The 10,042-nt window shown below is 70.7% G+C and carries 15 protein-coding genes; 9 read left to right on the top strand and 6 right to left on the bottom strand.

Annotated elements, in window-relative coordinates; translation table 11 throughout:
* Positions 1-102: 102 nt before the first annotated feature.
* The 6 genes from ABZY91_RS26540 to ABZY91_RS26515 all read right to left on the bottom strand — a co-directional run bounded on the left by ABZY91_RS26540 (position 103) and on the right by ABZY91_RS26515 (position 2,738).
* A complete protein-coding gene (locus ABZY91_RS26540; RefSeq protein ID WP_355405531.1) occupies positions 103-1,077 on the bottom strand; it encodes a hypothetical protein in 975 nt (324 codons plus the stop codon).
* Positions 1,074-1,406 (bottom strand): PadR family transcriptional regulator, encoded by a 333-nt coding sequence (locus tag ABZY91_RS26535; protein ID WP_355405533.1) that lies wholly within the window; start codon positions 1,404-1,406, stop codon positions 1,074-1,076. Before ABZY91_RS26535 ends, ABZY91_RS26540 begins: the two co-directional genes overlap by 4 nt.
* 243 nt (positions 1,407-1,649) lie before the next feature.
* A complete protein-coding gene (locus ABZY91_RS26530) occupies positions 1,650-1,922 on the bottom strand; it encodes a hypothetical protein (protein ID WP_355405530.1) in 273 nt (90 codons plus the stop codon).
* The gene (locus tag ABZY91_RS26525) at positions 1,919-2,137 is read right to left on the bottom strand and encodes a hypothetical protein (RefSeq protein WP_355405529.1); all 219 of its coding nucleotides are present in this window, start codon (positions 2,135-2,137) and stop codon (positions 1,919-1,921) included. The genes ABZY91_RS26530 and ABZY91_RS26525 overlap by 4 nt, the downstream gene beginning before the upstream one ends.
* Positions 2,125-2,373, bottom strand: coding sequence for a hypothetical protein (locus tag ABZY91_RS26520; protein ID WP_329949424.1), 249 nt, complete (start codon positions 2,371-2,373; stop codon positions 2,125-2,127). Before ABZY91_RS26520 ends, ABZY91_RS26525 begins: the two co-directional genes overlap by 13 nt.
* A complete protein-coding gene (locus tag ABZY91_RS26515; RefSeq protein ID WP_329949423.1) occupies positions 2,370-2,738 on the bottom strand; it encodes an ATP-binding protein in 369 nt (122 codons plus the stop codon). Before ABZY91_RS26515 ends, ABZY91_RS26520 begins: the two co-directional genes overlap by 4 nt.
* Before the next feature lie 315 nt (positions 2,739-3,053).
* Between ABZY91_RS26515 and ABZY91_RS26510 the strand changes: the two genes are divergently transcribed.
* The 9 genes from ABZY91_RS26510 to ABZY91_RS26470 all read left to right on the top strand — a co-directional run bounded on the left by ABZY91_RS26510 (position 3,054) and on the right by ABZY91_RS26470 (position 9,895).
* On the top strand, positions 3,054-3,917 hold the full coding sequence (locus ABZY91_RS26510; RefSeq protein WP_329882031.1) for a helix-turn-helix transcriptional regulator: 864 nt from the start codon (positions 3,054-3,056) through the stop codon (positions 3,915-3,917).
* Positions 3,910-4,101: a DUF397 domain-containing protein gene (locus ABZY91_RS26505; protein ID WP_355405528.1), complete on the top strand. Its 192-nt coding sequence runs from the start codon at positions 3,910-3,912 to the stop codon at positions 4,099-4,101. The genes ABZY91_RS26510 and ABZY91_RS26505 overlap by 8 nt, the downstream gene beginning before the upstream one ends.
* A gap of 48 nt (positions 4,102-4,149) precedes the next feature.
* On the top strand, positions 4,150-4,341 hold the full coding sequence (locus ABZY91_RS26500; protein WP_355405527.1) for a DUF397 domain-containing protein: 192 nt from the start codon (positions 4,150-4,152) through the stop codon (positions 4,339-4,341).
* A 402-nt stretch (positions 4,342-4,743) separates the two neighbouring features.
* On the top strand, positions 4,744-5,184 hold the full coding sequence (locus tag ABZY91_RS26495; RefSeq protein ID WP_355405526.1) for a hypothetical protein: 441 nt from the start codon (positions 4,744-4,746) through the stop codon (positions 5,182-5,184).
* Entirely contained in the window at positions 5,181-5,960 is a 780-nt protein-coding gene (locus ABZY91_RS26490; RefSeq protein ID WP_355405525.1) for a hypothetical protein, read from the top strand. The genes ABZY91_RS26495 and ABZY91_RS26490 overlap by 4 nt, the downstream gene beginning before the upstream one ends.
* A gap of 21 nt (positions 5,961-5,981) precedes the next feature.
* The gene (locus ABZY91_RS26485; protein WP_329949419.1) at positions 5,982-6,890 is read left to right on the top strand and encodes a transporter substrate-binding domain-containing protein; all 909 of its coding nucleotides are present in this window, start codon (positions 5,982-5,984) and stop codon (positions 6,888-6,890) included.
* Between the two features lie 256 nt (positions 6,891-7,146).
* Positions 7,147-8,361 (top strand): helix-turn-helix domain-containing protein, encoded by a 1,215-nt coding sequence (locus ABZY91_RS26480; protein ID WP_355405524.1) that lies wholly within the window; start codon positions 7,147-7,149, stop codon positions 8,359-8,361.
* A gap of 215 nt (positions 8,362-8,576) precedes the next feature.
* Positions 8,577-8,720, top strand: a complete 144-nt coding sequence (locus ABZY91_RS26475) for a hypothetical protein (RefSeq protein ID WP_329882024.1) — start codon at positions 8,577-8,579, stop codon at positions 8,718-8,720.
* Entirely contained in the window at positions 8,717-9,895 is a 1,179-nt protein-coding gene (locus ABZY91_RS26470; RefSeq protein ID WP_355405523.1) for a methyltransferase domain-containing protein, read from the top strand. Before ABZY91_RS26475 ends, ABZY91_RS26470 begins: the two co-directional genes overlap by 4 nt.
* Positions 9,896-10,042: the final 147 nt, after the last annotated feature.

Here is a 10,042-nt window from a genome sequence, read left to right as displayed (position 1 = left end):
CGCCGGAGCGGCGCTCCGGCCACACGACCCGCCCTTTCGACGACCCCGGCCCCGGCCCGGCCCCGGGGTCGTGTCGGCACGGGCGGCGGGCGCCGGTTGCGGTCAGGATCCGGAGAGACGGCCCCTCCGGGGGAGGCGGCCGACGACCCGGACCGCGCTTCGGGTCATCAGGTAGCCGAAGGCCGACAGGACGACGAGCTGCGGCACCATGGTCAGGACCGCCAGGTGACCGCCGAAGAGCACGGGAGTGAGGACGGGCGGCGCGGCCAGGACTGTCGCGGCCAGGGCCGCGTGCCCGGTCGTCCGGGCGGTGAGTGCCAGGGCGACACCGGCGGCGAGCGGGGCCAGGGTCTCGAAGCCGGTGATCAGGAGCTCGTAGGCGGACCCGCCGGCGACCGCGACGCCGACGCCCGCCGTCACGAGGGCGACGGCGACCAGCCGGAGCCCGGCGCCGGTCCCCCGGGTCCGGTCGCGCGGGGCGATCAGCAGGACGAGGGTGTTGAGGACGATCAGCCCGAACCCGCGGCTGCCCAGGCCGAACTCGGCCGCAGTGCGGAGGTCCGCGGCGAGCAACCCCAGGTGGGACAGGGCGTAGAACAGTGGGGCCGCCAGGAGGGTGACCAGGCCCAGCGCCCGCGCGGCCGACCAGCGGCCGGCCACGACCGCACACGCCACCAGCACGGCAGGGACGAGCACGGAGCTCGCCGCGAGGAACGGGCCACCTGTCGGGACGGCGCCGGTGGGAAAGCCCGTGGACTCGGGGTCGGTGGCGAGCCGCAGGCTCCGCCACAGGCAGGCCGCCGCGTACGTTCCGGCCAGCATCGCGGCGACCGGCGCCGCCGTGGCGAACGCCCGGCCCAGCGGCCGGTGGGAAACCAGACCGAGCCGGACCCGGGCCCCGTGTCCGGCGACGTCGGCCACCTCCCGCAGCCCGGCCAGCGGGCCGGATCGGGCGATCTGGTGCTCGGCGCGTTCGGTGACCTCCGCCAGCGCACCGGCGCCGTAGGAGGACGGGTAGAGCGTGAGAGCCCGCCGCAGCAGCCGGGCGTTCGTGGAGTGCTTCGAGGTCGAGGTCATGCCGTGCCTCCTGCGGGGCGGATCATGGTCGCGGCGAGGCGCCGGTCGGCCTCGCGCAGGGCGGAGCGGAGGCGTTCGGCCTCGTCCCTGAGCGACTGCTCGCCGTCCGGGGTGAGGGCGAACACGCGCCGGGGGCGCCCGTCCACCGTCTCCTCGCGCTCGACGCGGATCAACCCCTCGGCCAGGAGGCGGTCGAGCGTGCCGTACAGGCTGCCGGAGCCGAGCCGCACCCGGCCGTCGGAGATCGCGGCGACTTCGTCTCCCAGCGCATAGCCGTGGCGGGCCTCGTCCGCCAGCGCGGTGAGAAGTAGGAAGGTCGGCTCCTGCATGGAGCGTTTGTTCTTCACACTGCGCACCATAGTACGGTCACCGTAGTGTGTGACAGAGGGGTCGGCTGGGGGTCGACCACTCGTCACCGGCGGCGCGGGGAGGGCCGTTGGCGAAGGCGCGCTACGCCCGGTCGGGCGTCAGGCAATTCCCGGACCCGCAGAGGTCCCGACCCACCCGGCATCACCAGGCTTCGACCGACCGGCCCGGGTCGGAGAAGGCCCGGGCACTGCTGAGCGGTTCGGTCAGCGGGGTATGCGGTGGCGGCCCTGGGGGTTCTGTCGCTGGTGGGGGTGGGGGCGGGTTTCGGGGCTGAAGTGGCCGGCCTGGCGGGCGATCCAGGCGTATTCGGTGGTGCCGTCGGGGTGGTGGCGCAGTTCCCAGCGGCCGTGGCGGGTGATGGGGGGTGGGGGTGGGGTGTCCTCGATCCGCAGGCTCGTGACCACGCCGACGACGACGGTCGCGAGGGCGAGGGCGAGGAGGACGGCGAAGGCGGTGGCGACGAGGTAGTCGGTCATCGGAGGTATCCGAGGTGGTGGGCGAGGCTTTCGAGGAGGTCGCGGGCCTGGGCGCGAGTGAGGGGGACGGCGAGGTGGTCGCCGGGGGCGGCGTTGATGTCGAGGTCGACGGGGAAGCGGAGCTGGAGGTCGGCGTCGGGGACGGACTCGACGGTGAGGTAGGGGACGGTGGTGCGCTCGATGTGCGGGCGCGGGATGGGGATCAGGTCTCCCATCGCGGGTCGGTCCTTTCGCGGAGGAGGCGGAGGAGGTTGAGGAGGGTGGCGACGGGGGCGTTGCCGAAGTCGATCAGGATGCGACCGTCCACGGTGCCGGGGAGGGTGGCGGCGGAGCCCCAGCGGATGCCGAACGGGCGTCCGGCTTCGTGGAGTTCGGCAAGCAGGGCGGTGACCTCGGCGTCGGTGTAGGTGCGGATGACGGGGTCGTCCGGCGCGATCGGTTCCGGGCTCACGCGGCGGCGTCCAGCTCGAACCAGACGCGCTTGCCCGACTTGCGGGGGTCGGCGCCGAAGCGGTGGGTGAGGGAGCGGACGAGGTGGAGGCCGCGTCCGGAGAGTTCGTAGGGGTCGGCGGAGCTGCGGGGTTCGGGGAGGGTGGGGCTGTCGTCGGCGACGGAGACGCGGACGGTGCGGGTGGGGAGGAGGACGACCACGACGGTCGGGGCCTGGCAGCCCGCGTGGCGCCAGGCGTTGACGTACAGCTCGTGGAGGGCGAGTTCGGCGTCGCGGATCAGGTCGTCCGGCCAGCAGGCGAGGGCGAGCACGTCCCGCAGCTCCTCGCGGGCGGCGGACCAGTCGGGCGGGTTGAAGGCACGCATGGGGAACCTCCGAGTGAGGTCGTGCGAGTGGGGAGGGTGAGCGTCGGCGGATGCGTCACCGTGAGCCAGGCCCGGCCATGGCTGCTCTGCGGTGCGAGAGGGCAGCAGACGCCTGCCGCCCGTACGAACAAGCGTTACTGACGACCCGTCGGATCGCTGTGATAATGACGATAGCCCAGAGCGTCTTCAATTGAAGGCGCGATCTGGAAGATTCCCCCTTGCGGGGGAACCGCAGTATCCGGGCCGCCCACGCATGGTTGGACCGCCTCATGGCGCGCGCGGCAGACTGGTCCCAAGCCACCCCGAAAGGACGACATGCCGCTTCGACGCGACCCGACCTTGCGCCAGCGCCGTCTGGGCGCCGAGATGCGGAAGATGCGAGAGCAGGCCGGTCTCGGCGGCAGTCAGCTCGCACGCGCCCTCGGGCTGAACCCCACGCAGGTCACGCAGATGGAAACGGGCAAGATCGGCGTCAGCTCCGACAGGCTACGGACGGTGGCCGCCGCCTGCGCGTGCAGAAACACTCCCTTGATCGACGCCCTCGCCGACATGGCGGTGGAACGAAAGAAGGGCTGGTGGGAGGAGTACCGGGGAGCCCTGGCGACCGACTTCCTCGAAGTGGCAGAGGTCGAGGGCCACGCCCGAAGGCTCTACACCTGCACGACCACGTACATTCCCGGTCTTCTCCAGACGCGTTCCTACGCCGCAGCGGTGTTCGCGCGCGCCACGCCACTTCCCACACAGCAAGACATCGACCTGAGAACCGAGTTCCGGATGAAGCGGCAACAGGTCCTTCACTCTCAGCAGGTCCCCTACCTGGCGTTCATCCACGAGGCAGCGCTGCGCATGCAGTTCGGTGGACCAAGGATCCTCGTGGAGCAGCTTTCCGCTCTCGCAGATGCCTCCGAGATGCCTGGCGTCTCGATCCGGGTGATGCCGTTCAGCGCCGACACCTTTCCCGGGTCCAGCGAGAACCTCACCTTCGCCGAGGGTGTGACCCCCGAGCTGGACACCGTGCAGATGGACGTCGCCCAAGCCGTCCAGTTCTTCGACTCGCCGGCACACCTGGCAAGCTACCGATCAGTGTTTGCTCGATTGGAAGCCACCGCCCTACCCGAGGATGAGTCACTGGAGCTCATTCGATCCGTCATGAAGGAAGTTGAGGGTAGGTATGCCTGACCAGGATTGGCAGAAGTCCACCTTTAGCGGTGCACACGACGAGTGTGTCGAGATCCGCACCGTCGATGGGGCGGTAGAGCTGCGGGAGTCCGATGACCCCGGCGTCATAGTCCACACCGAATCCATCACCTTCGCGAACCTCCTCCAAGCCATCAAAGCCGGCGAACTCGACCACCACACCTGACCACAGGCGGCGGATCTTTAGCGTCGATACCCAGATCACGGAGGCCCCATGACCACCCATGCTTGGCAGAAGTCCAGCTACAGTGGCGCCTCCAGCGAGTGCGTCGAAGTGCGTCTCACGGACGGGCTGATCGAGCTCCGCGAGTCCGACGACGGAGACGTCATCCTCCGCACCACCCCGACCGCATTCACCGGTCTCCTCCACGCCATCAAAGCCGGCGAACTCGACCACCACGCCTGACCTCCGAACGATCCGGAGCACGAAAGCCCCGCCCCGCCGAGCTGGGTGCTCGGCGGGGCGGGGCTTTTGCGATACCAGGACGTTCCCTCCGGATCGCCACTCGGCCCGAACGAGGAATCCCCCTCCCCCGGAGCCCGGCCCGACAGGTGGCCCGGTCCCCGGAAAGGCCGCCGCGTCGTCCTCCGGTCCCGCACCGGGGCGAACGCCCGGACCACCGGCAGCCTCGACGCACCCGGCTTCACGGGCCGGCAGCCCCGACCGCCACCACATCGCCCCCTGCGTCAGGCAACTGACGGACAGTCAGCCCAGCAAGCCTGATGCGCTGCGGTCCCCCGATCGCTACCATCCCTGTCGACACAGCTATCAGCGTGTGGCCGAGACGTACTGGGGGGGCCAGGGGTCATGTCCGAACTGCTCGCCGACATCACTGCGATTGCTCCGTATTTCACCGTCGCTGCAACCACCTTCGGGACACACCTGACACAGGAAGCCGCCCAACGCGTAGCCGGGGGAACCCTGGACGCGGGCCAGGGATTCTTCCGCCGGCTCTTCGGACGCCACTCCGACGAGGTGGCCGAAGCCCTCGACCGTCACCACCTGGCCGAGGAACAGGTGGACACCCTGCTCAGCGGCCTCGGTGATGCCGAGCGCCTCCGTCTCGCCCAGGCACTGTCCTCGTGGCTCGGCAGCGCGACGACGAGCGGCCTCTCCGCGGAACGGCTGGTGGACCTCGTCCGGACGGCGCCCGCCGGACCCGTCACGAACACCTCGACCGGCGACCGGACGATCGTCGGCGGCAGCTTCGGCGACAACAACACCTTCAACTTCGGCGACACCCGGTGACGGAACCCCCGGCCGCGAACGGGCCGCCATCCGTCACCTCGACCGGCGACCGCGCGATCGTCGGCAGCACCATCGGCGCGGGCAGCATCTTCCACTTCGGCAACGGGCGGAACGGCGACTCGCTGCCCGTCGTGGTGCTGCTGCCGCTCCTGGCGGCCGTCGCCGCCGCCGTCTACGCCGTCCTGTCCTGGCCGGGAGGTCCGCAGCACCAGTACGTCTGGTTCTACCTCGCCCTCTCCGCCGCGTTCGTCCTGGCCGTCCTGTGCGTCATCGGCGGGGCGGCCGCGAAAGGCCCGAAGGGGTCGGCGCCCGCAGTGGTGCCGAGCAAGCCGTCCACGGCCGGCCTGTTGCTCCTGTCCTCCGCGCTGGTCCTCGCGCTCCTCGGGCTGGCCGGTCTGGAGGACGTCCGGCGCAACGGCGAGATCACCGTGGAGATCTCCGTCCGGGGCGGCCAGCCCCTGGCCGGCGCCGTCGCCGGGACGCGCACGCTGGTGGTGCCCGCCTCGACGGCCGACAACGTCCGGGACCACCTCCGCCTCGCGCTGACGGTCTCGGACGACAACCCGACGTCCCCCACCTGTGTCCACAAGACGACGGCGACACTGACGCCGACCACCCCGGGAGTCACCCCGACGACCAAGCGGGTGCCCGCGCAAGCCGTCGTCGAGTTCGACCTCGGCGGGAGCCGCGGCGAGGTGACCATCGACGTCACCGTGCGCACCGGGCCGGGCTGCAGCATGCAGGTGGCGGCACGCGGAACGCTCTTCAACGACTGACGACGATCCTGGGGGAAGCACGTGACGGGTAAGCGTCGGGACGTACCGGCGATCCGGGCTGCCGCCGTGGCCGCCCTCCTCGCCCTCACCGGCTGCGGGGGCGAGGCGAAGAAGCCCCTGCTCGGCGAGGGGAAGCAAGTACGGGTCGGGGTGAAGAGCGACCAGCCGGGGACCGGCCTCGAACTGCACTCCGGCGAGTTCGTCGGGCTGGACGTCACCGTGGCCAGGGAACTCCTGGAACGGGTCAACGGGGGGACGCCGTTCTTCGACGGCGTGCTGTCCAAGAACCGCGCCCCCTTCCTGCGGAACGAGACCTTCGCCCTCGTGGTGGCCACCTACTCGATCACCGAGCAGCGCATGCGGCCGTTCAAGGAGAACGGCGAGGGGGAGGGTCTCGACTTCGTGGGCCCGTACGCCTCCGGCCAGCAGGGCGTCCTCGTGCGGGCGGACGACCGGGACCGGTTCCGGAGCACCGGCGACCTCGACGGCAAGCTGGTGTGCGTCTGGCGGAGCACGACGTCCGCGTCGGAACTGAACAAGCCCTCCTACAGCAAGGTGCGGCTGAGCGAGCAGGAGGACGCGGGGACCTGCGTCAAGGAGCTCAAGGAGGGGAGGGTGGACGCGGTCTCCACCGACCAGCTGATCCTCTACGGCTTCATGGAGGCGGAGCCCACGCTCGCGGTCGTGCCGGAGATCGCGTTCGGGGCGGCGAACGACTACGGCGTCGCCCTCGCGAAGGGCCACCGCAAGGACTGCGAGATCCTGCGGGAGGCCATGAAGAAGTACGCGGTGAGCAACGAGTGGGACCGCGACTTCCAGAACAACCTGCCCAAGGTGCCGTTGGACACGCGCAACGAGGCCAGGCCCACGGCGTCCGAGATCGACGCCCTGTCCTGCCGCGACGGCGTGGGCAACGCAGCCGTGAACTGACCAGGAACACCACCCCCGCTCCCCGGTGCAGGAAGTCGGCCCGGCCGACTTCCTGCACCGGGGCAGCCCTCCCGACGCCCGCAACTCCATGTCCCCGGGCCCGGCGGCAAACCGGTCGGCAGCATCGCCACCGGGCCCGGGGATCTGCCGGGCCAAGCCGTTCGAACGCGGCCGAGGAGGCCGAGCCGGGCCCGGGCCGTTCCGCGTTCGCCGAGTGGTCGACCAATGCTCGGCAGCCGAGGCGTACTGTCGGCGCATGGCTATCGAGCACCTTGGAGACCGCCTGGCCAAGCTCCGGAGGATGGCCGATCTCACGCAGGAAGGTCTGGCCACGAAGGCCGGCATTTCCGTGGACGTGGTCCGAAAGCTGGAGCAACGGCGGAAGCAGTCAGCACGGCTGCCCACCCTGCACGCCCTCGCCAAGGGCCTCGACGTCGAGCTGACGGCGCTGCTGGGCGACCCACCGGCCGTCCCCTCGACCGGGGACACCGAACCACCGGAGCTCGTGGCCGTGCGCCGTGCGATCATGCCGCCGCTCTTCGCTCCACGGCCCACCCCGGACAGTGCTGACGACCTCTCACTTCCTATGCTCCGGGCCGAGGTCGCCGACGCGTGGACGCTCTACCACGAGGCCGACTTCGGCCGCGTGATGAGCATGCTTCCCCAGATCATCGGTGATGCGCGTCTCGCTGCCGCCGTCGGCAAGGGGCAGGACCGACCGGCAGCGCAGCATGCCCTGGGAAAGGCACTGCAACTAGGCGGCCACCTCGCCATTCGGCTGGGAAAGACCGATCTCGGACTGTCCAGCCTGGAAAGGGCGATGGCAGCGGCGGACGCCTCCGGGGACCCGCTCCTGGCAGCGATGGTGTGCAACTCCGTGGCCTGGGCGTATCAGCGGCAGAACCGGCTCGACGATGCCCGGTACCTGGCCGTGCACGCCGCCGACGAAGTGGAGCGGGGCCGCATCACCGACGCCGACGGGCTGCGCGTCTGGGGTGGCCTGCTGATGTCGGCGGCCACGAGTACCGCTCGGGGTGGGGACTTCGAAGGCGCTTCGGACATGATGCGCACCGCCGAGAAGGCAACGACCGGGCTCGCTCGCCTGCCCGCCACCTCGGACGGTCGCATGGTCAGCGTGTTCAGCCGCTCCTCGGTCCGTATCGAGCGCGTGCGGCTGGCTGTGCAGCACGCCCGTCCGGATGAGGCGCTGAGGGTGGCCCGAGGAATGAGACTGAGCGCGGACGTCCCTCCGTCGTGGCGCACCTGGCTCCTTCTGGACGTCGCTCGCGCCCACGTCGACGTCGGAGACGCGACGTCGGCTGTGGCGACTCTGGAGAAGCTTCAACGGGTCGCGCCCGGATGGATGAGGCACCACACGCTGGCCGTCTCCATCGTCGCCGACCTCCTGGCCGGCCCCGCCCGCCCGCCCGGCCTACGACAGCTGGCACGAACACTCGGGCTCTGTGATTAGCCGCCAAAAATAGGACGTTCCGTCCCTGTCGGCGATTCCGCCGTCACGGGAACCTTCTCGTGCGGTCACGGAGAGGAGTCGTGCTGATGGCGAAAGCTCGCGAGACCGGGGCGGCTACCCGCGTACAGGTCCGCTCGGCTCCGGTGGCGCTGAGCGCGGCCGACACGGCACGGCACCAGCCATCCGACACCACCACATCGAGAGGAGCCCCAAGCATGGGCAAGCACGGCGGCGGCAAGGGCGACGGCAAGGGCGGCAAGCAGCAGGACGACAGCAACAAGGGCTCGGGGCACGGCGGCGGCGGGTCCGACGAGGGCGGCAACACCTCCGACGGCTCGTCACCGGCGAGCGGCAAGTGACCGGCACAACGCACCGGGAGGCGAGCCCCCGTGGGCTCGCCTCCGCGCTGTTGGCCGGTGGCGCACTGTCCTCGGACTGGCTCCCCTCGTTCGAGGCCGTCCCCCGTGAGCTGTTCGTGCCGGACCGTATCTGGCCGGGGGTCGCGGACGGCACGCGGCAGAACGCCGCGGTGTACCGCTCCCAGGACCCCGAGGCGTGGCGAAGGGCCGTCTACTCGGACATCCCGCTGACCACGCAGTGGGATGACGGGGACCACGCGGGAGACGGGCTCGGCACCACTCCGAGCTCGTCCAACTCCATGCCCATGATGGTGTTCTCGATGCTTCAGGACCTCGACGCACAGCCGGGCAACCGGGTGCTGGAAATCGGCGCCGGCACGGGATGGAACGCGGGCCTCCTGGCTCACCGCCTGGGCGACCGCAACGTGGTGACCGTCGAGTACGACCCGGACGTCGCACGCGGAGCCCGGGAGAATCTTCACCGGGCCGGACTCGGCCCGACCGTTGTCGAGGGCGACGGCCGGTCAGGATGGGCGCAAGGTGCTCCCTACGACCGGGTCATCGCGACGTGCTCCCTGTTGGAGATCCCTCCGGCATGGCTGGCCCAAACGGCCCCCGGCGGAATCATCCTCGCCCCGTTCGGCGCCGAGTACGGCGGCGAGCAAATCGTCCGGTTGACCGTCAGTGGGGACGGGAGCAGCGCGAGCGGCCGGTTCACCAGGAGTTCGGCGTTCATGAGACTGCGTCAACAGCGGACGGAACGACCGCCCTTCGAGGACTACCTGCACGGCGAGCCGTGGCCTGCCGGCGGGGTGCGGGGCACCACCGCTCTGGCCCCTCCGGACACAGGAGGTTGGTTCGAACAATTCGTGATCGGGTGCGGTGTGCCCGGTGCGTTCTGGCGGGCCGAACGGTACGAGGACGGCGCTTACACGCTGTGGGTCTACAGCCGGGACACCCTGTCGTGGGCGTCCGCCGACTACGAACGGGGCCGCACGGAGTACGAGGTGTACCAGTCCGGTCCCCGGAGGCTCTGGGACGAGGTGGAAGCCGCGTGGCGCTGGTGGGACGACCGCGGCCGTCCCGGACTCGACCGGTTCGGCCTCACCGCCACGCGGGACGGCCACACGGTATGGCTGGACGGCCCGGACAACCCGGTACCGCTCCAAGGCTGACTTCAGTCGAGATGGTCGGAGCGGGGACGCCGACTACGGTGGATCTCTGATCGACGCCGACGGACTCGCGGTCGCGGCGTCTCGCTCGGTGCGAGCGAGACGCCGCGTCACCACCGGGTGGAGTGGGAAGTCGGCCGGGCCGACTTC

Source organism: Kitasatospora sp. NPDC002965 (assembly GCF_040611255.1).
Classification (GTDB): domain Bacteria; phylum Actinomycetota; class Actinomycetes; order Streptomycetales; family Streptomycetaceae; genus Kitasatospora.
Note: the sequence above shows the minus strand (reverse complement) of the source record. Positions and strands in the feature narration are given on the sequence as shown.

Bases quoted from the DNA above. Each gene is read 5' to 3' on its own strand.
- ABZY91_RS26540 (WP_355405531.1), bottom strand. From the start codon at position 1,077: ATGACCTCGACCTCGAAGCACTCCACGAACGCCCGGCTGCTGCGGCGG.
- ABZY91_RS26535 (WP_355405533.1), bottom strand. From the start codon at position 1,406: ATGCAGGAGCCGACCTTCCTACTTCTCACCGCGCTGGCGGACGAGGCC.
- ABZY91_RS26530 (WP_355405530.1), bottom strand. From the start codon at position 1,922: ATGACCGACTACCTCGTCGCCACCGCCTTCGCCGTCCTCCTCGCCCTC.
- ABZY91_RS26525 (WP_355405529.1), bottom strand. From the start codon at position 2,137: ATGGGAGACCTGATCCCCATCCCGCGCCCGCACATCGAGCGCACCACC.
- ABZY91_RS26515 (WP_329949423.1), bottom strand. From the start codon at position 2,738: ATGCGTGCCTTCAACCCGCCCGACTGGTCCGCCGCCCGCGAGGAGCTG.
- ABZY91_RS26510 (WP_329882031.1), top strand. From the start codon at position 3,054: ATGCCGCTTCGACGCGACCCGACCTTGCGCCAGCGCCGTCTGGGCGCC.
- ABZY91_RS26505 (WP_355405528.1), top strand. From the start codon at position 3,910: ATGCCTGACCAGGATTGGCAGAAGTCCACCTTTAGCGGTGCACACGAC.
- ABZY91_RS26500 (WP_355405527.1), top strand. From the start codon at position 4,150: ATGACCACCCATGCTTGGCAGAAGTCCAGCTACAGTGGCGCCTCCAGC.
- ABZY91_RS26495 (WP_355405526.1), top strand. From the start codon at position 4,744: ATGTCCGAACTGCTCGCCGACATCACTGCGATTGCTCCGTATTTCACC.
- ABZY91_RS26480 (WP_355405524.1), top strand. From the start codon at position 7,147: ATGGCTATCGAGCACCTTGGAGACCGCCTGGCCAAGCTCCGGAGGATG.
- ABZY91_RS26475 (WP_329882024.1), top strand. From the start codon at position 8,577: ATGGGCAAGCACGGCGGCGGCAAGGGCGACGGCAAGGGCGGCAAGCAG.